General features: G+C 62.1%; 13 protein-coding genes. 12 read left to right on the top strand and 1 reads right to left on the bottom strand.

The genetic code is table 11. The annotated features are described in order from the left end of the window. Positions 1-32: 32 nt before the first annotated feature. On the top strand, positions 33-2360 hold the full coding sequence (locus tag FWD29_06225; GenBank protein MCL2803532.1) for a protein kinase: 2328 nt from the start codon (positions 33-35) through the stop codon (positions 2358-2360). 187 nt (positions 2361-2547) lie between these two features. Here FWD29_06225 and FWD29_06220 read toward each other — a convergent pair whose 3' ends face one another. Further along, complete coding sequence (locus FWD29_06220) at positions 2548-4017, bottom strand: hypothetical protein (GenBank protein MCL2803531.1); 1470 nt, start codon at positions 4015-4017, stop codon at positions 2548-2550. A gap of 762 nt (positions 4018-4779) precedes the next feature. On the opposite strand from FWD29_06220, the gene FWD29_06215 reads away from it, so the two are divergent. From FWD29_06215 to FWD29_06165, 11 genes are all read left to right on the top strand, one after another. Then, a complete protein-coding gene (locus tag FWD29_06215; GenBank protein ID MCL2803530.1) occupies positions 4780-5751 on the top strand; it encodes a protein phosphatase 2C domain-containing protein in 972 nt (323 codons plus the stop codon). Further along, a complete protein-coding gene (locus FWD29_06210) occupies positions 5748-7301 on the top strand; it encodes an FHA domain-containing protein (protein ID MCL2803529.1) in 1554 nt (517 codons plus the stop codon). Before FWD29_06215 ends, FWD29_06210 begins: the two co-directional genes overlap by 4 nt. Then, complete coding sequence (locus tag FWD29_06205; GenBank protein MCL2803528.1) at positions 7298-8866, top strand: protein kinase; 1569 nt, start codon at positions 7298-7300, stop codon at positions 8864-8866. Before FWD29_06210 ends, FWD29_06205 begins: the two co-directional genes overlap by 4 nt. 8 nt (positions 8867-8874) lie before the next feature. Next, positions 8875-9762 (top strand): hypothetical protein, encoded by an 888-nt coding sequence (locus tag FWD29_06200; protein ID MCL2803527.1) that lies wholly within the window; start codon positions 8875-8877, stop codon positions 9760-9762. Between the two features lie 13 nt (positions 9763-9775). Continuing rightward, the gene (locus tag FWD29_06195) at positions 9776-14221 is read left to right on the top strand and encodes an FtsK/SpoIIIE domain-containing protein (GenBank protein ID MCL2803526.1); all 4446 of its coding nucleotides are present in this window, start codon (positions 9776-9778) and stop codon (positions 14219-14221) included. 168 nt (positions 14222-14389) lie between these two features. Continuing rightward, complete coding sequence (locus FWD29_06190) at positions 14390-14653, top strand: hypothetical protein (GenBank protein ID MCL2803525.1); 264 nt, start codon at positions 14390-14392, stop codon at positions 14651-14653. Positions 14654-14740: 87 nt separating this feature from the next. Then, complete coding sequence (locus tag FWD29_06185; GenBank protein ID MCL2803524.1) at positions 14741-15004, top strand: WXG100 family type VII secretion target; 264 nt, start codon at positions 14741-14743, stop codon at positions 15002-15004. A 20-nt stretch (positions 15005-15024) separates the two neighbouring features. Then, a complete protein-coding gene (locus FWD29_06180) occupies positions 15025-15681 on the top strand; it encodes a WXG100 family type VII secretion target (protein MCL2803523.1) in 657 nt (218 codons plus the stop codon). 68 nt (positions 15682-15749) lie between these two features. Continuing rightward, entirely contained in the window at positions 15750-16355 is a 606-nt protein-coding gene (locus tag FWD29_06175; GenBank protein ID MCL2803522.1) for a hypothetical protein, read from the top strand. A 58-nt stretch (positions 16356-16413) separates the two neighbouring features. After that, the gene (locus FWD29_06170) at positions 16414-18627 is read left to right on the top strand and encodes a serine/threonine protein kinase (protein ID MCL2803521.1); all 2214 of its coding nucleotides are present in this window, start codon (positions 16414-16416) and stop codon (positions 18625-18627) included. Between the two features lie 179 nt (positions 18628-18806). Next, on the top strand, positions 18807-20885 hold the full coding sequence (locus FWD29_06165; protein ID MCL2803520.1) for a protein kinase: 2079 nt from the start codon (positions 18807-18809) through the stop codon (positions 20883-20885). Positions 20886-21092: the final 207 nt, after the last annotated feature.

Here is a 21092-nt window from a genome sequence, read left to right as displayed (position 1 = left end):
TGATCGCTAGCGGCTCGGCTAGTCCTCCCCAGGTGGCTGGGTTTGAACCTGTCCGGTTGTTGGGTCGGGGTGGGTTTGCTGAAGTGTTCTTGTACCGGCAGTCCACGCCGCGGCGTCAGGTGGCGTTGAAGGTCCTGCACACTTGTGACCTTGGTGACAAGGCGATCGAACAATTGGCTGTTGAGGCTGACACGATGGCGGAACTGTCAACCCACCCGCATATCGCCACCATTTACACCAGTGGCCTGACCGATGACGGCCGCCCCTACCTGGCCATGGAGTACTGTCCCAAACCATCGCTGAACATCGGACTGCGTACCGTCCGCCGCACCATCAGTGAAGTTTTGAGTATTGGTGTAGAGATTGCTGGTGCGGTGGAAACCGCCCACCGGGCCGGAGTATTACACCGTGACATCAAACCAGCAAACATTCTGGTCACCCAATACGACAACCCGGTGCTAACCGATTTCGGGATCGCCGTATCGGTCCGCCAATCCACCGACCAAGTAGAAGGCCTGTCAGTACCGTGGTCGCCACCAGAAGCGTTCACACAGCCACCAACGGCCGGGCCACCAAGCGACGTTTGGGGCCTGGCAGCCACCGTCTACTCCCTGTTGGCTGGCCGGGCGCCGTTTGAGATCACCGGTGGGGATAACACTGCGACCGTTCAGATGGGGCGGATTGAACGCGACGTGTTGCCACCGGTCGGTCGGGTGGATTGTCCGGCTAGTTTGGACCGGGTTCTGGCAGTGGGCATGGCCAAAGACCCCGAACGGCGTTACGCCAGTGCCCTGGTGTTCGGTCGGGCTCTGCAACGGGTGCAAGCCGAACTGGGTATCGACCCGACCCGAATGGTCATCAAATCTGATTCTCAACATGTCCCAGTGCCGGTGAGCGGCGATGATGCTGATGAGATCACGTTGACCCGGTTGCGTGACCCTCGCCTGGTCGAGCAGCCTGAACTAACCAGACCGGTTGAACCGGCTGTCTTCGGCGGTGTCACAGGGCCCACTAAACAGGCCGAACCAGTAGACGAGGCCAAGCTCGATGCGCCGGTCGAACCGGCCACAAGGGTCGAACCGGACGCACTGGCTGAATCGGTTGAACGGGTCGAACTTGACGGGCCGGTCGGGTCGGTCGGATCGGACAAGCAGGTCGAGTCGACAGGCCCAACCCGAAAGGCTGAAACTGGCGAACAGCCCAAACCACCGAGAACAGCTGGGCCGGGACGCAAGGCTGAACCGGCCAAACAGGTCAAGCCGCCTAGAACAGCTGGGCCCGGCCGGCGGGCCGGGCAAGTCGAACTGACTGGTGCGACCAGCCCAACCGACCCTAGCGGGCAGACCGATGCGACCAGTCAGGCCGGGGCAACAGGCCCGGCAATGCCGGCGGTCGGCAGCAAACTCCCAGACGAAACCCTGCTGGCACCAACCCTGACCACGGCGCCAGACATCGAACCACTTGGAGGCGACGACGGTGCTCCCGCTGCCGACAAAACCGGCACAGGGGAAAAACAGAAAAACAACTCCGGTATCAAACCGGCCGGATTGGGCAGCCCTAATCCGCCACGTCGAGCCGGTGATCCACTGTCGACTCCATCGGGAGAGAAGAAACGGTATTCTCCCCGCAAAACCGCCTCAGGGCCAAATCGGACGCTGCGCCGCGGGCTGATTGGCGTCGCAGCTGCGTTGGCGGTGGTCATTGGCGGGGCGGTGTGGGCGATGACCACAGGTGGTGAACCAGGCCGGGTGGATGAGGCTTCGACGGTGCAGGCCGCCTCAGCCAACCGGAGCACGCCGACCCCGACGCACACCCCCACGCCGACCCCAACGCCCTCGCCCAAGCCAACCCCCAAGCCAACCCCCACTGAACCGACACTTAGGGAAGGCACCTGCCTGTCGGTTTCCCCCGGGGAGCTCCAGTCCGACCCACCCAAGGACTGGAAGACCATGGAAGTGGGCTGCGCCACCCGCCGCGCCGCCGTGAGGCTAGTGAGCCTCGCAAACTGCCCAGAAGACTCGAATTGCTCGTCGATTTCCAGTGGGACAACTCTTTGGTTCGTCCCGCTGCCGGCGGAAGGCGTCTGCTTCCCGGCCTTCGAGATTGGAAACACTGGGTCCGGAAGCGGATGGGTCCGGGATTGGTCTCCCTGCGACAATTTCCACCGCCCTTGGTTCGCTGATGACGCGGAGACCAAACAGCGGATAGCTGGTGAACACGGTGTCTCGGTTGATGACCTCCGACCGACGAAATGGAAGATCGACAAGCTTGCCGCAAACACCTACGACTGCGAGAGCTGGTATTGGGAAAACGTCGTGTTCGATGGAACGGCGTATGTTGTGTGCGCTTCCATGCAATAGTCGGCTGGTGCCCGCGGCGGTCTGCCCGGATACGCCCACAGGCCCAGGTTTCCCGGTGGTTTGGCGCCTACGGCAGCTGACCGGCCGAAAACACGCACGGCCAACACGGCTAGTTGGGCTTCCTCACCAAGAATGGCGGTCCGCGTGGAACGTTGCGAGCACCTCCGGTCGGTCTCCCGGATGGGTTCTAGATTTGGGGTTCCTCAAAGGTCGACACCCGATAGCGGGGCGCGATGTTGGTGTTCCAGTTCTCGACAAAAGCCTTTTTGGCTTCGGTGGCAACTGTGTCGAAGCCCGCCGCGCGGTCGTAGTCGCCTTTGCCCGCGCCGGGGGCGCAGCCTGAGTCCTGTTTGGCTTGGGCCCAATCCAGGTAGGCCAGGTCGGCCCCTAATGAGGCATCTAGAGCCCGGGTTAGCTGGGAAACCAACTCAATGCCACCGGGGATTTGGTCAACTGGCGTTGACCTCAGTGCATCCAACAACTCTTGCCGATTATCGGCAACCGAACTGATGGTGGCGATTTGGCCTGAAAGATTCTCGCAGGCTGCTGCTGCGGAGACGGCCGGCCCAAGCTTGGCCCTGGCTGTCGAGGATTTCTCGAGTATCTCAACCAAGTAGCGGACCTGGTCCTGGTCGGTATCTTCCGGAGCCTGGACACCGTAGGCGCCCGTACCGAGCCCGGCTCCACCGCTTGACTGGCCGGCAAAAGCGTTGACCATTACTGAGCGCTGGTCGACGCGACCCGTCCGATCAGTGAAAGTAACGACGGCTGGCGACCGGTAGACGCAGGTCACCGTACCGCTGTCGAGGGTTGCGCAATAGCCGTCACCGTTGTTTTCAATTGCCGATGCCGCGCCCTCACCCAGCCGGTCATCCTCGTACGCAAGGTGACTTGCTTGGTCAGGTCCCGTTCCGCAAACTCGGAGCCAGCCGCTCTGCCAGCCAGCCAGCGAAATGGGCCATGAGCCCGAAGGGCATGGTTGGATCCCAGTCGCTGGAACCTGTTCCGCGCTAATCGAACCAGTTCGTTGATCCCAGGCCTGACTCGCCACCTGAGTGACGCTGTCTCCGCTGCTGGGTGCCACCGTCACCACGGCGCCACCTAAGAAGACCGACATGACTGAACCGTCGCTGAACTCGACCTCGCAACCGGAAGACGTAAAGGTCAGAACCGTAGCCGAAAGGGTTTGGCCACCGTCATCCTTGGCCATCACCTCGAAGTCTCCGCCCCGAGAGCCGCAAATCAGCAGCTGGCCGCCGCTGAAGCTGGTCCAACTGACTGGCTCCATTCCCGAAGAACACTCCATAAACCCGGCTGGCGGGACTGCAGAATCATCGATTGACCCATCTCGCTGGTCGAGCGGGATCGGATTGATGACCGTCAAGGCACCGTCAGCTCCGGTGCCGGACCTGCTGCTCTGACCGGTAGGAGTGCTGTTGGAGCTAAACAGGCCAAGAGCCTTTTCCCGGAACGACGGCACGCCAAAGACCACGCCAGCCGCCACCAGTACCACGGCTGCAGCCGTGACCAAGGTGATCATGGCCCAGCTGCGCTTGGGCGCGGGTTGCTGGGGCTGACCCAGCCCGTAGCCAGCTATTGGGCCCGGCGGGGAGTAGCCCCCTCCCGGCGGCAGTACACCGGACGGACCGTAACCCACCAGTGGCGTCGAGGAAGGCCCTGGCGGGCTTGCCTGCGTAGAAGCACCTGCCGGGCCGGACCTAGGGCCAAGGACCGTGGCCGTCAATTCCGATGCGGCTGCCCCCTGTTGTCCTGCGCCTGTGCCGCCCTGTCCCGGCAATGCGGCACCGCAGCGCCTACAAAAGCGGCCGGACGGGCAGACCATGCCGCAGGCCGCACAGAGCGGGGCTTCTGTAGGCGTGTTCACTGGTCGCGCCCGCGCAATCTAGCCGCGCGAGGGGCGGTCTTATTCATTGGCTTTGGCATGGCCCTCGTCTTTTCTCACACCGGACACATCAACGCACCCGGGCCAAAACGGCCTGACACATCAGTCACTGGAAGAGTGCGGCTACGTCGGATTCGGACGAAGCCAGCCCACTTCCGAAAGATGTGACTACAGTTTCCATGGAGAAACAATATCCGGTTCGTCGAGTTTGCCATACGGCGTGCCCCGTTTCCCTTTCGTTGAAGCGAGGTCACGGGACACACGAAGGCGGCCAGGCAGCAATGGAAGGACAGGATAGGCACCATGCAGGCCTGTGAGCGCTGCGGTCGCGCCTTGACACCTGGCGGCGCGTTTTGCGGCCAGTGTGGCACGCCTGTCGCTCGAATGTGGGGGCCGCCGCCCGCGGCAAACCTTCCCGCTGCGCAGGCCGTCGTCGAGGAACCGGCTTTATTCGACCCAGAAACCGGCGTTGAGCCAGGTTTCGATGGCGGGGTAAATGGGATGCTCGGCGATGGAGTGGCCATTAGTCTTCACGAGGTAGACCCGCGCAGCCAAGCCCCACCGGAGGCAACCAGCCAACAAGCCCCGGCGCGACCAAGTGGCACAAACGGGTTGGCACGCCGCGGGATTGGGGAGAGGATCGCCAACCTCAGCGCGCCTCCCCTCACCACTGTCACAGCCGCCGCCAAAACCGACGCGGGCCCAGTGCGTCGCGTCAACGAGGACGCCATCATTGTGGCCGACCCGGTGTACATGGTCGCCGATGGCATGGGCGGTCATGAGGCTGGCGATGCCGCCAGCGCAATTGTGGCCGAGGAAATGGAGCGGCTTTGCGGCCGGAGGAATGTGGACGTTGCCGAGGTCAAAGACTGTGTCGAAGCCGCCCGTCAGAGGATTGCTGGCCTGAGTCACAGTCAACCTGACAAAGAGGCCGGCACCACCCTCAGCGGAGTGGTAGTGACCCAACAAGAAGGCCAGCCATACTGGCTGGTGGTGAACCTGGGTGATTCTCGCACCTACCGCTTTTCCAGGCAGTGCCTGGAGCAGCTTTCAGTTGACCATTCAGAGGTCCAAGAACTGATCAGCCTTGGGCGCATATCCCCTGAACAAGCCCGTGACCACCCAGACCGAAACGTGGTGACCAAGGCACTTGGCGCCGGGGTTGGTTTCACGCCGGACTACTGGTGGGTGCCCATCAGCCCCAACGACCGGATTCTGGTTTGCTCCGACGGTCTGACTGGGGTGGTTCCCGACAGCGAAATCGCACTTCTGCTGGCCCAACACCCTGATCCTGGCAGTGCAGTTGACGCCCTCATGGCCGAGGCTCTTCGGGCCGGCGCTACCGACAACGTCTCGCTGGTTGTGGTTAACGCCCCCACCCCGCCTGACGCAGAGGACCTTTATGGCGCCATTGACAACACCCGCATCGCTGGCAATAGCGATGACACGGTTCCCCGCGTCGATTTCAGCCCGGTAGGTGGGCCATGATTGTCAAATACCAACCGGGTACATGGCTCTGCCTTGCCACTGGGGCTGGCGTCATCCTGACTCAAGCCAGCGCGGCCGGGGAGTTGGCGCAGCGCCTGTGGGAGGTGGTTCGGCAGGACGGTTCTTTGGCCCAGGTCTTGCAGGTGCTTTTGGCCGAAGCGCAGGACGACACTCTGTCCGGACTGCCTGCTCTTGCCGCCGTATTCATAGAGGATGCTTCCGTCCACCTGGCGGTACGTGGCAATGTTGCTATTGAAGCCCGCGGCGGCAGCGCCAGGCAGACTATCAACGGGCGAGGGGTGACGTCCTGGCGGGAAGAAAGACTTGAGCCGCCGCCGGTCGTGGTAACCGTCGTGGCAAATGACGCACCCGCGCGCGGTCACGGCCTGGAGCTGATTAGCGGCATGGTGTTGGCCGACAGGTGCCAGCTTGTTGTCGATCAGTTGGCAATTACGGATCGCTCCGACAAATCAACTGATGCCGCGACGTCAGACCCACCGGAACAACCGCACGACCAGGCGATGGAGCCGACCGGCGACCCAGAATCGCCACCGGAGGTCGCCCCAGAGACCACGGGCGATCCGGAACCCGAACAGGAAGCCGCCCGCAAACCAGGCACTTTGGGCCCGGCTGCCAACACCTCAGAAAGCGAACCGGCGGGCAACGCCGAACTTGATGCCGACCCAGAAGAACCTGGGGAGGAGGCGCCAGAGCCAGAGCCGCCATCGGCCCCGGAAGAGTCGAGGCCAGACAACGACTTGCCAGAAGCAGATTCCCAGGCCCCTTCCAAGGACCCTTCCAGCACTTTCGTCTGGACCGACGCCGCCGATGGCCCAGGCGAGGTACCTGACCCACCCGAAATACCCCCAGGCGCGGACGCGCCACACCCCGACCTGGATGACTACGACATCATGTGGGATGGCCACACCCAAATGGGCGGGGCTGAACACGCCGCTGTGCGCCAAGCCAAGGCCGAGGACCCAGCAGAAGGCGGCGGCATCGGCGACAAGGCCAGTTCCGGTCAAAGGACCCCAGTTGGTGCGCCAGCCAAACCGCCCGCCTATGCTGACGATGCCGCGGCAAACCGCTCCGGCCAGGTGTTGGGGCGGTTTTGTGGGCAGTGTGGCACCCGCAACCCGCCGGACCTGGCTCACTGCCGGGCCTGCAAAGTTGCGCTAACAGGCGAGACCGTGCCGATGGCGAGGCCCAGCCTGGGCCAGGCGGTGTTCTCCACCGGGGAAGTGGTCGAGCTGGACCGGGCGTTGGCCATTGGTCGGAGGCCCAGATCGATGCGCTTCAGTGACGGCTCAGTGCCCCACCTGGTGACAGTACCCAGCCCAAATCTCGACATTTCTCGCTCGCACCTGGCGATCGAGCTCCAAGAATGGAGCCTGCTGGCTAGCGACATGGGCACGACCAACGGCACCATCCTCAAGCGGGAGGGCATGCCAGACCGCCGCCTAACTCCAAAAGAACAGGTCATGGTTCAAAACGGTGACATCTTCGACCTTGGCGATGATGTCTCTGTAAACGTCAGGTCGGTCTTGTGACACCGGCAGTCAAGCCATCAAATGCCCCTCCGATTAGGGGTTTCGAGCCAATTCGATCCCTGGGTCGGGGAGGATTTGCCGAGGTATTCCTCTACCAGCAGGCCAGCCCGCGGCGCAAAACTGCCGTCAAGATCCTGACCACCGGGGCAATTGGCAAGGCTGCGGTTGAGCGCCTCAGTGCCGAGGCCGATGCGATGGCTGAGCTGTCATCGCACCCCCATATCGCCACCGTTTACGCCAGCGGCTTGACCGATGACGGCAAACCCTACCTGGCCATGGAGTACTGCCCCAAACCGTCCCTAAACGCTGGCCTCCGCCGCAACCGGCGACCGGTTGGCGAGGTGCTAGAGATTGGTGTCCAAATTGCTGGCGCCGTTGAGACGGCCCACCGGGCCGGGATTTTGCACCGTGATATCAAACCCGCCAACATTCTGGTGACTCAGTACGACAACCCGGCTTTGACCGACTTTGGCATCGCCGTGTCAATCCAGGAGGCCTCCAGGGGAATCGAGGGCCTGTCGGTACCGTGGTCGCCACCCGAGGCATTTGCGGCACCGCCCTGGTCCGGTCCCCAAAGCGACGTCTGGGGCCTGGCCGCCACCTTGTACTCGCTCCTAGCCCAAAGGGCGCCATTCGAAGTCCAGGATTCAGACAATTCGGCAGCCGCCCAGATGTACCGGATTCAGCACGGGGTTCTTCCGCCCATTGGCCGGGCCGACTGCCCGGCCAGCCTTGAGCAGGTTCTCGCCGTTGGCATGACAAAGGAAACCGGCCGGCGCTATACCACCGCCCTGCACCTGGGCCGGGCCTTGCAGCGCGTCCAAGCCGAGCTGTTTGTCGACCCGACCCGCCTGGTCATCCAAGATGAGATCGAGACGCTTCCAGTGGGTGAGGACGATGACGATTTGGCCACCCGCTTGCGGGCGCCACGACCCGTGGGTAGGTCTGACCCCCCGGTCCAGTACCCCCCCGCAGCTGTGCCCGCAAGCTCGCGCCCGGTCTACCCAACTCAAGTCATCGCACAAGCGCCACGCCCTGCGACCGGAGCTGCGATCAGGCCGTCGATCGCCCATAACCCCGCCCCTCAGCCACAACCAACCAAATCAAGGCGAGGCCTGACTGTCGCACTAGCCGGTCTGGCCACTTTGGCCATTGGAGTGGTGGCAGTCATCTTCTTCATTCTTCCTGGCAACGGCGCCAACCAACCAGCAGACGCCACCTCGACCGATGATGGACCCCCGGCTGCCGTCGACTCTGACCAGGTCCAAACGAGCCAGGACAACCCCGCAGCCGGTGGAAGCGAAGTCCCGGCCCCAGAAGACCTTGTAGGCCAAGTTGACGGCGCCATGGGCAGTTTCACCTGGACCAATCCCGATCCCCAACCTGGTGACGCATATTTGTGGGCGGTGCTAGACCAGGCCGGCCAAGCCGGAAACGGGGTCCGGACCACCAATTCGCACGCCACCGTCCCACTAGATCAGAACGGCCACGCCTGCGTCGTTGTCAGAATTGTTCGTTCCAATGGCCATGCCTCGACGGCCCCAGCCACCGCCTGCACACCATAAGGAGAACCATGAACAGCCCCCTGCCTGGTGGCGATAGCTCTTCCCCAGGCCATGCTGCGACGAAACCCAGACCGGGCACGGTATGGGTCGAGTTTCAAGGCCAGCGCCTCAGCCTTGAAGGGCGTGACGCCTTTGGGGTCGGCAGGGAAGGCGATTTGGCCATAGACGGCAATCCCTTTCTGCACCGCCAGTTGCTGAGCTTGGAAAAAACCTCAGGCCTGTGGTGGATCATCAACGTCGGTAGCCGGATTGCTGCCACCGTGACTGACACGTCAACGGGAATGCAGGCTTGGCTACCGCCCGGTGGCCGGCTACCGCTAGTATTTTCCACCACCAGGATCATGTTCACCGCTGGCCCGTCCACCTACGAAATGCTGGTCCACCAAACCGCCCCTGTGTGGAGCACGCCGAGTGACACGCCGCAGGTCTCCGGCGAGACCGCCACCTCCAGTGCCATTCCGCTGACATTGTCGCAGCGTCAACTGGTCGTGGCCCTGGCCGAAGCCATGCTGCGCCCAGGCGGGAGTTTGGGAGCCAAGCTGCCATCCAACCGCGAAGCCGCCAACCGCCTGGGCTGGACCCTGACACGTTTCAACCGAAAACTGGACAATGTTTGCGAGAAGCTCGACCGCATTGGTGTTGAGGGCGTACGCGGGGACCTGGATGCGCTGGCGACCCACCGCCGGGCCAGGCTGGTGGAGTACGCCGTTTCGACCGGCCTAGTAACCGCGACTGACCTGGAACTCCTGGGCGAGGCCCCGCCTGAAGACGAGGCGGACGAGTATGACCGGGAGGCCCAACCGGCTGCGCCCGCCCATCCCACCCCCAGCCCCATGTCTGGTCCGTATTCGAGGCGCGTGACTGCCACCCCAGCCCAACGGCAGCACGTCAGGTGACCAGGCAGGTCTCATGCGAATAAAGCTGACATACCTACAGGGCCGGCGGCGCGCCAGGCTGATGGTCACCACTGATGCCACTGCCCGTGTTAGCGACGTGGCCGAGGCATTGGCTAAGGCCGACCCGGCAGGAAGCCAAATGACAACCAGGCCGGTTACCCTGCGGGCCGGAGGCGCCAGCCACCCCACCCGCAGCGTGCTACCGCCGGAGGCCGAACTGCAGGACGTGGCCTTGCGTTCCGGTGACGAGGTTGAAGTGGTCAAAGCCGAGCCTTCGGCTAGGGCAAGCGAGCGCCACCAGGCTGCGGCCGCCTTGCGGGTGTTGTCCGGGCCCGATGCCGGCCGGGAGTTTTCGCTGCCAGCTGGCGTCAGCGTGGTGGGCCGGGCGCCGGAATGTGACGTGGTTCTGACAGACCCAATGATTTCGGCTCGCCATGCGCGGGTTGTTGTCAGTTCGTCTATTGAGGTGGTCGACCTGAACTCGGCCAACGGTGTGGTCGTGGCTGGCGAGCAGGTCACGCGAACTTCCGTCAACCCGACTGATCAGCTGCTGTTGGGCAACACCGAGATGACCTTGGCGACACTGCGTCCCGGCGGCGCCGGTGCCAGCGTGGGACAGGTGGCGGAGTTCATCAGGTCGCCTCGGGTGGTAGCCCGCTTCCCGGAGCGCAAGGTGCCGCCACCGCGCCCGCCGCAACTGCGCCCACCTAACCGCTTTCCGTGGCTGGCCACGTTGGCGCCCCTCATCATGGGCGCGGTCATGTACGCCTTCACCAGGTCAGTCTTGTCAATTGTCTTTATTGGACTTAGCCCCATATTGATGATTGGCGCTTTCGTTGATCAGTTGATCACTTCCAAGCGTGAGTTCAAGGACCAGGTCAAGCAGTTTGGCGAGGCGGCAGCGGCAACTGAGGTGGCGATTGACCGCGACCACAACGAGGAGCGCCTAGTGCGCCAGTCGTATTCACCTTCGGTGGCTGAATGCGCCAAAGCTGTCTCAATGCTGGACCCTCTTGTTTGGACCCGGCGCTTGGAACACTCAGACTTCTTGTCATTGCGCCTTGGAATTGGGGATACGCCATCTAAGCTGTCGATGGACCTACCCCAGCAAAACGACACGACTCCAGAGGCCTGGCAACGGCTAGTGGACCTGAAGGCTCGCTGCGCCCTACTGCCGCAGGCCCCAGTGATTGTCAACCTGCGCGAATGCGGCTCAGTCGGAGTGGCCGGCTCTAGCGGCCTCGCCGAGACGGTGGCCCGAGGTTTGGTCTTCCAGCTGGTGGCTCTGCATTCCCCGGCGGAACTTGTGGTCGCCGGGCTAATTGGTCCCGTGCAGCGTGAGGCCTGGGACTGGCTCGAATGGCTACCCCACACAGCTTCCCCACACAGCCCAATGGAAGGCGATCATCTGGCTGCGGCCGCCCCGACAGGTGCGGCGCTACTGGCAAAACTGGAGGACCTGATCGATTGGCGGGCAGCCGGGGAGCAGGGCGAGACCAAGCCGCCCCAGCCGCGCGGTCCACTAAAGCCAGACGCGCCGGCAACGCCGCCAACTCACCAACCGGTGGTGGTGGTGCTGGCCACCAGCGCGGCTCCGGTTGATCGAGGTCGATTGACCCGGCTGGCCGAGCGTGGGCCGGACTGCGGCGTACACATAGTCTGGGTCTCGGACGCGGTTGGTTCCTTGCCCTCGTCTTGCCGGACTTTTGTCAGTGTTACGGAGAACCTGGACGCCGGCACGGTGGGGCAGGTTCGCCTTGGCCTGCTGGACCACCCGCTTATGTGTGAACGGTTGGACGCTCAATCGGCCACTAATCTTGCTCGCAGAATGTCAGCAGTGGTCGACGTTGGTGCGCCGGTCGACGATGAATCGGACCTGCCCGGGGCAGCGTCCTACCTGGCCATGGCCGGACATGACCTGGCCGAGAATCCTGGCTCCGTTGTGGAACGGTGGACTCAGACGCATTCCATCAACCTGCCTGAGTTGCGCGGAAAGCGGCGAAAGGCCAGCGGGCTGAGGGCACTAGTGGGCCAAGGAGCGGAGGGGCATTTTACCCTCGACATCAGAACCCAGGGGCCGCACGCCCTGGTAGGCGGCACTACCGGGGCAGGCAAATCGGAATTCCTCCAAACCTGGGTGATGGGCCTGGCCGGGGCCTATTCACCCGACCGGGCGACGTTCTTGTTCGTCGACTACAAGGGCGGCTCGGCTTTCGCCCAATGCACCGAGTTACCGCACAGCGTTGGGCTGGTAACCGACTTGTCTCCCCACTTGGTGCGGCGGGCCCTGACCTCCCTTCGAGCCGAACTGCGCCACAGGGAGCATCTGCTGAACCTGAAAAAGGCCAAGGATCTGCTGGAACTGGAGCGCAGTGGGGACCCGGAATGCCCGCCGTCGCTGTTGATTGTGGTGGACGAATTCGCCGCCTTGGTCCAAGAAGTGCCTGATTTTGTCGACGGCGTGATCGACGTGGCTCAACGTGGCCGCTCATTAGGCCTGCACTTGATTCTTGCCACCCAGCGCCCAGCCGGGGTAATCAAAGACAACCTCAGGGCCAACACCAACCTCCGAATCGCCCTGAGAATGGCTGATGAGGCCGATTCGCAGGACGTGTTGGGACTACCGATGGCCGCCCATTTTGACCCGGCAATTCCCGGCCGGGCTGCGGCCAAAACCGGTCCTGGCCGCATTACCGCCTTCCAAACCGGTTTCATTGGCGGATGGACCACTCGAGAACCCGAGCGGGCCAGCGTGACAATTGCCGAACTCGGCTTTGGCACCATTGGGCAGTGGGAAGCTCCGGAGGACCCAACCGCCGTGCCGATGCATAGTGACGCCGGACCAACAGACATTGCGCGGATGGTAGACAACATCCAGGCGGCTGCCGATCGAGCCGATGTACGCCCGCCGCGCAAGCCATGGCTTGAACCACTGGCCCCCCTCTACGAACTGTCTCGGTTCACCGAGTTTCGTGACGACGAGCACCTGCTTCTGGGCGTGGCAGATCACCCCCAACACCAGTCCCAGCCAGTGGTCTACTACCAGCCTGACAGGGATGGCAATTTGGCGATAATCGGTTCGGGTGGCTCAGGAAAATCAACCGCGCTGAGGACCATCGCTCTTTCGGCTGTCACCTCCACCCGGCACGGTGGACCAATCCACATCTACTGCCTTGACTTTGGAGCCGGCGCGCTGGGAGTGCTGGAAGATCTGCCTCATGTCGGGGCGGTCATTTCCGGCGATGACGAGGAGCGCGTCACCCGCCTGTTGCGCACCCTGCGAGCCGAGACTGACCGCCGTGGCAGAGAGTATGCCCAGGTCAACGCAACCAACATCGTTGACTATCGCCAGCTGGCCGGCAAGCCGGACGAACCGCGGCTGCTGCTTCTGATTGATGGTGCCGGCCAGTTCCGCGAGCAATACGAGTTCACTGGCCTTTCCCCCTGGTTCACCCAGTTCGCCCAGATCGCCGCTGATGGGCGACCGCTGGGAATACATGTGGTGATGACCGGAGACCGGCCCAACGCCATTCCGCCGTCGATTAGTTCGACCATTCAACGCCGGATTGTCCTGCGCCTGACCACCGATGACGACTATTTGATGATGTCCGTACCCAAGGACATCTTGGATTCGACTTCACCGCCTGGCCGCGGCATTTTGGACGGGAACGAGCTTCAGTTCGCGGTGCTGGGTGGCGACTCAAATGTCTCCGTCCAGGCGAGAGCCATTGCGGGCGTGGCTCGCTCGGCCCGCAAACGTGGCCTGGGCCAAGCTCCTGGGATCGCCCGTTTGCCCGAAGAAGTAGCCCTCAGCTCGTTGCCGCTTTCCGACCAGCGGGGCCGGCCCGCCATCGGCCTGGATGACCAAGCGCTGGGGCCTTCCGGCTTCGTACCCATCGGCACCTTCTTAGTGGCCGGACCACCCGGCTCTGGGCGCACCACCGCCTTGGTGACACTGGCCAAGGCGCTCAGACGCAGCCGTCCAGACACCAGGCTGGTGCTATTCACGCCCAGACGCTCTGACCTGGAAGCGGCAGTCAACTGGGACCAGTCAGCCCAAGGCGAAGACGCGGTTGCCGACTTGGCCAGCCAATTGGCGACTTGGGCCGAATCCGAAGAGGCCCAGGCCGGGCAACTGGCGATGTTCATCGAATCCGTTGCCGACTTTACCTCCACGGCTGCCGAGCCTGCGCTTGAACAATTGGTGCGATCTGCCACCCGAAGCGACCAACTGGTTGTGGGCGAATCGGAAAGCTCGACCTGGTCTCAGGCTTGGGCCCTGTCAAAGCCATTCAAAGCCGGACGGCGCGGTCTGCTTCTGATACCTGGCGAAATGGACGGTGACTCACTGTTGGGGGTGTCGCTGCCCCGGATCAAGGTTGCCGAGTTCCCGCCTGGACGTGGCTTTTTGCTGGCTTCGCGCCGGCCAGAAAAGATTCAGGTGGCCCTGGATGCCTGACCGTGCCGCTCGCGCTCGGAGTGGGGAGTTCTCCCCATTGCCGCAGGTCAAGGCAGCCTCTAGCGTGTTTTCCAGAGCCGTTCGGAACCCCGGGCGGCACACCAACCAAAGGTGGCAACAGGCCAAAGTGGCCAATCCGTCACCGCCAAATCTGAAAGGAACATAATCATGGCAATGTGGGGTTTGAATGTTGAGCAGGTCAAAAACTTTGCGACCCAACTCGACCAAAAGGCCGGCGAGATCGACAAAATCCAGTCGACGCTGACCAGCACGCTGCAAAGCACCGAGTGGACCGGCCCCGACGCCCAACGGTTCCGCACTGACTGGGACGGCAAGTACAGCAAAGCTCTGCGGCTTGTATCGGATGCGCTGAAGGAAACCGCCCAGCAGTCGCGGAAGCACGCTCAAGAGCAAGAGGCCGCTTCAAAATAGTCTCGTCTTCCGGGTGGGCCCGGTTGCTGCGGTAGCCAGGCCCATCCGGCTGACATGACTCCTGCAACTGACTGAAGGGACAGCAACATGGGTGAGTTTTGGGGCTTAGACGTCCGGGTGATACACGACATGGCGCGCGGCATGGACCAGGAAGCCGACGAAATCCAAGACGTTATCACGAACCTAGCCAACCAAATGTCGAAGGTTCAATGGCAAGGACCGGACGCGGACAGGTTCCGCGCAGAATGGGCGGGCCACCGCCAAAAACTGAACCAAATAGTCACCTCGCTTCGCTTGACCGCGGCCCAGTCCAGGTCCAATGCCGAAGCCCAGGCCAGAGCCTCTGCGTAAAAAGATAACTGGGAGACACCGTGAGCAAACAAATGTATGGGGCCGATGTTCAGCAATTGCGTGACATGGCCAAGACGTTCAGAGAGGCCTCTGACAGGCTCAATCGTTCCTCGGTCAAAGTGACTAATGGTATTCAAGTGGCCGCATGGGTTGGGCCACTGGCAACCAAGTTCCGCCTCACCTGGAACAGCCAGTACCGCCCTGACATGAGCGGTGCCGTCCAACTGCTTCAAGCCAACGCCACCGCCCTCAATCGCAACGCCCAAGAACAATCAGACGCCAGCAAGGTCGATCGCGCCACACCTACTTCGCGAGGCACAAGCAACCCATCCAGCTTGACCGATTTCGTGAGACAATACGGACCGCCAAACTTCACCCTCCAGCCATTGTATGACAGTCCTGGTTTTCGAGAATGGCTAGAAAAAGTCTTTCGGGTTTGGAACCCGATCCTTGACGATGGCGTGAAAATCGTTGGCGCCTTGGCAAAAACAACCGGCTTGACATACATACCAGGGACCTTTCTCGAGACGCTCAACTGGTACTATCAGGAGTGCATTACTAAGGGAGCCCCAGCGCCGGACCTCTCTTTGAAGACAGTCATCACAACCAACTACTGGGTTATTACGCACCTAGATGAGGCCATACCCATTCTGTACGATGTCTGGATGCGAACATGATTGGTGCTGGTGTCTGTCTTTATGGTCCAGTGCAACACCTTGCCCGACTCTAGTAAGGAAACCACAAAATGGATTCGATATTACTCACGGAAGACGAGATAGGTTATCTAGTGGCCAACGGCTACGGATCTTGGCCGTTCTCCTTCTCGGAGTCCATGACGCAAAACGAGAGAACAGCCTTGCGTCGCGGACTGGCTATCCTGACTGAAAGGGAACTCCTGGACCCTGCAAACGAAATGGCTCCAGTTCAGCCACTTAAGGACCTTATGGAGCGCCTGTCAGCTTACGAGTCGCTGTTGTTTTTCTTGGCCACCGTTCCCGGCAACAACGATAATCGATGCCTTCTCATGGCACAGGTGGTTCCTCCTGAGGGAGCGGCGCGACTGAGCATCCTGCCCACGCCGTTTGGTGCCATTGCCCTTGGCGACCTGGCCAACGCCGATCCCGCAGACAACCTGAGGTCGACGTTCGAGGTCATCCAGGACGCCGGTGCCCGGGAAGAACCCGCTGGACAGCTGATTCGGGCGGGTGGTCCTTTATGCTCGCAGGAGGACGCCGTGGTCGTCAACATCTACGCAGACCACATTCAACTTGAAGGAGCAGAACCGGTGAAGGTTGATGGATCATGGGACAAAGTGGTTGATGCTTTACGCTGGCCCGAGCTGGTCTCCTGACGGTTGCCAGGATGCCCATTCCCGGCAGCGGCACGAGCGCGTTGACTGGGGCGACTAGGTGAATGCGGCTGGCGGCTCTGCTGTCCCACCCAAAGTGGCTGGGTTTGAACCGGTCCGGTTGTTGGGGCGTGGCGGGTTTGCTGAAGTGTTCCTCTACCAGCAGTCCACACCCCGGCGTCAAGTCGCGTTGAAAGTCCTGCACACCACTGACCTCGGTGACAAGGCGATCGAACAGTTGGCGGTCGAGGCTGACACGATGGCCGAACTGTCTACCCACCCGCATATCGCCACCATTTACACCAGTGGGCTGACCGATGACGGCCGCCCCTACCTGGCCATGGAGTACTGTCCCAAACCTTCTTTGAACATCGGTTTGCGTACCGTCCGCCGCACCATCAGCGAAGTGTTGGGTATTGGTGTGGAGATTGCTGGTGCGGTTGAAACCGCCCACCGGGCTGGAGTCTTACACCGGGACATCAAACCCGCCAATATTCTGGTCACCCAATACGACAACCCGGTGCTAACCGATTTCGGGATCGCCGTGTCGGTCCGCCAATCCACCGACCAAGTAGAAGGCTTGTCAGTACCGTGGTCACCACCCGAAGCGTTCACACAGCCACCCACAGCCGGTCCGCCGAGTGACGTGTGGGGCCTGGCGGCCACGGTCTATTCTCTGTTGGCTGGGCGGGCACCGTTCGAGGTTACCGGTGGGGATAACACTGCGACCGTTCAGATGGGGCGGATTGAATGCGACGTGTTGCCACCGGTCGGGCGGGTGGATTGTCCGGCCAGTTTGGACCGGGTCCTAGCCGTTGGCATGGCGAAAGACCCCGAAAAGCGTTACGCCACGGCTCTGGTGTTCGGTCGGGCTTTGCAACGGGTTCAAGCCGAACTGGGTATCGACCAAACACGAATGGTCATCCAATCCGATACCCATAGCACCCCGCCGGTTGCCGAGGTTCATGACGGCCACGAGGATACGTTGACTCGCCTACGCAACCCCCGACTGGTTGACCAGCCCGAACTAACCAGACAATCCGAACAAACCGGTCAGGCAGATCCGACCGCGCAACGGATCGCCAATCCCCAGCCGGACGAATCAAGCGCGCCTGAACACTCGGCATCGGCCGGTCGAAGACCATGTGACGAGACTTTGCTGGCACCAACCGTCCCCGCAGCGCCAGGCAACCAGTCAGCCAACGACAACATCAGCGCGGTCCTTGGCGAGCCGACCGTAAAGGGCACACCAACCGAGAACCGCTGTGGCACAGAGCACACCACACCTGCGAAAAAGTCCCGCAGATTGGGGCTAACTGCGGCCTTGGTGGCGGCCGGTTTGCTCCTGGCAAGCGGTGTGGGTATTGGCGCCTGGTGGTTCGCCCAGCGCGGCACCCCGCCTCCGGACATGGTGGCCGATACCAATCGAGTTGCGAAAAGTGGCCAGCATGGCGAAGACCAGGCGGATTCATCAGGCAACCCTGCCGCAGAACCACTCTCCAAATGCGCAACTCCCCCAGCCGTGACGGTTCACGAGATCGGCCTGCTCGGCGCCGCCGGCAGGATTTCTCTCGGGCTGGAGGCGACCTGCGCCGCCGGCGATATCTTGGACCACTCAACCTATGAGGTCGAGGTGTCAGACGCCTACGGTCCATTGGCTCTTGGCACCATCTTCATTGGAGAGAGACCGCTGGGGATTGCGCCACTAGGAATGCGTATTCTCGTGGATTTCGACACCATCTACGCGACCTTAGCCGAGCAACACGACCTCGGCGCCACCCTCACCCCGCTAGGCACGCCGATGACATATGACCCCGCTTTGGTCGAGTCCATGGGCGGCACCAAGTCCTATCCCGCCAATGAGAGCGACTTGACCGCAGAGGAACTCAACCGGGCGGCAATGGCCGCCCTGGAGCGTCAGGCCGCTGGTGATTTTCCAATGGTCACGGCACAACTAGAGGGCTACTGGGTACCGCAAATCTCCAGTAAGTACGTCGGCATGGATGCGGCTGGCATAATCTGGGGGCCGGAAGAAATCTGGCAGCAGTTTCTTGAGTTTCGAGACAGATACCCCAATGCCGTTCTGACTGATTCAAACCAGTGGACCTGCTATCGCCCCGGCCAACGCTACTGGGTCATCAGTGTCCCCCAAGCCAATGCTGACGCCGCGGGCGCCTTGGGCTGGTGTACCGCTCAGGGCATGGGGCGTGACGAATGCTACGCCAAACGGATCGGTAACACAGGCTTTGAGGGTGCTACCGCATTCAACGACTAGGGGTCGTGCTCGCCAGTTCCGCCATTGGTCGTGGCTTAGCGGAGAGTCTCCCCATTCCCTGATGACCCGCCGGGCTGGGACAATCACGGTGGCCAAGCGGTGAGCCAGCTGCGCAGAGACTTCTGCTGCGGCGGGTCCGGCATGGAGGAACGGTGAGGTGAAGGGAAGGGTTTGGCTCGGTGTCCAATGCTGACGGTCTGTTTGACGCCCCTGTGATCACCGGGTTTGTGCCGGTCGGGTTGTTGGGGCGGGGCGGGTTTGCTGAAGTGTTTTTGTATCGACAGTCCACGCCGCGGCGTCAAGTCGCGTTGAAAGTCCTGCACACTAGTGACCTCGGTGACAAGGCGATCGAACAACTGACGGTTGAGGCTGACACGATGGCCGAACTGTCAACCCACCCGCATATCGCCACCATTTACACCAGTGGGCTAACCGATGACGGCCGCCCCTACCTGGCCATGGAGTACTGTCCCAAACCTTCTTTGAACATTGGACTGCGTACCGTCCGCCGCACCATCAGCGAAGTGTTGGGTATCGGTGTGGAGATTGCTGGTGCGGTTGAAACCGCCCACCGGGCTGGAGTGTTACACCGTGACATCAAACCGGCCAACATTTTGGTAACCCAATATGACAACCCGGTGCTCACCGATTTCGGTATCGCCGTGTCGGTCCGCCAATCCACAGACCAAGTAGAAGGCCTGTCGGTACCGTGGTCGCCACCAGAAGCGTTCACACAGCCACCCACCGCCGGTCCGCCGAGTGACGTGTGGGGCCTGGCGGCGACGGTCTATTCTCTGTTGGCTGGCCGGGCGCCGTTCGAGGTTACTGGTGGGGATAACACTGCGACAGTTCAGATGGGGCGGATCGAACGCGACGTGTTGCCTCCGGTTGGTCGGGTGGATTGTCCGGCCAGTTTGGACCGGGTCCTGGCGGTGGGGATGGCGAAAAACCCCGAGCGGCGCTACGCGAGTGCTCTGGTGTTTGGCAGGGCTTTGCAGCGGGTGCAAGCCGAACTGGGTATCGACCCAACCCGAATGGTCATCCGGGATGATGCCAACCATACGATGCCCTCGCCGGTGAGTGATGATGACGCTGACGAGATCACATTGACCCGGTTGCGTGACCCTCGGCTGGTTGACCAACCTGAACTGACTAGGCAAGTTGAACCGGCAGTCTTGGACGGCATCACCGGACCGACCAAACAGGCCGCCGGACTGGTCGAACCGGACGCACTGGCCCAACCGGTTGAACCGGCCGAACTCGACGAGCCGGTCGGGCCGGGCGAACGGGTTGAGCCAGCCGAACCGACCTCACAGGTCGAGGCAACAGGCCCAACCCGAAAGGCTGAACCCGGCGAACAATCCGAACCACCGAGAACAGCTGGACCGGGCAGGCGGGCCGGGCAAGTCGAACAGCTCGGGGCGACCAGTCCAACCGAACCCAGCGGGCAAATCGATGCGACCAAGCAGGCCGAGGCATCAGCCCCGGCAATGCTGGCAGCCGACAGCAAACACCCCGACGAAACCCTGCTGGCCCAAACCCGCGCTGCGCCACCAGACAGGCAGTTGCCCAAAGATGACGACGCTGCCACAAATGAGCCAGCCGACACCGGCCCGCCAGGTGAGGGTCGCGACACCCCAGGACCCCAACCCAAACGTGACGCCGGCCCAAAACCCAACCGGACCTTGCGTCGCGGGCTGATCGCAGTCACAGCAACGCTGATCGCCGTCGTTGGCGGCGTCTTTTGGGCGGCCACCCCAAAGAGCAATTCTGAACCGACCCTGGTGGCTGGCACCTGCCTATCGGTTTCGCCCGGGGAGCTCCTCACCGGGCCACCCGAAGGCTGGAAGTCAAAGGAAGTGGACTGCGCAGAGCCGCGCGCGGCGGTGAGACTCGTGGTAGCTGGCGATTGTCCCGGAAACTCAAGTTGTTGGGCACTGCCTAGCGCAGAGGGCGATCCGCTGCTCTTTACACCCCTGCCGGCCGAAGGCGTTTGCTACCCCACGTACACCGAGAGCTCAGGAAAGAGCCGGGGAATCCCCGAGGTCTGGTCTCCCTGCGGCGATTTCCGCCGGCCTCAATGGCCCTGGGGGCTGCCGGAGGATGCCGACAATAACGCCATCTCAGGTAAACGTCTTACGCAAAGCAGAATCGAGAAGCTCGTCAGTGACTCGGTCGACTGCGAAGCCGGGCAGTTTCATCCCGACCAGGCCACGTTTGACGGCAAGAGCTATTTCGCTTGCGCCACGATTCAATAGGTCGTCCGATTTGGCTTTTCGGATTCGAGGATTGCCACAGGTGTCCATGCCGCGGTGGACCATGTCAACGACGTCGCCTTTAGACCCGACTCGTGCCACTTTAGTGTGGGCCTGCCGCTGAATGGATGGCGTTGATGATGGCCTGGGCGGTGGAGCTGATGGGGCTTTCCCCGGTGAATACGTGTCCTTCTATAGCCATTTCGGTTT

The organism is Micrococcales bacterium (assembly GCA_009784895.1).
Taxonomy (GTDB): domain Bacteria; phylum Actinomycetota; class Actinomycetes; order Actinomycetales; family WQXJ01; genus WQXJ01.
This window is presented reverse-complemented; position numbering and strand designations above follow the sequence as displayed.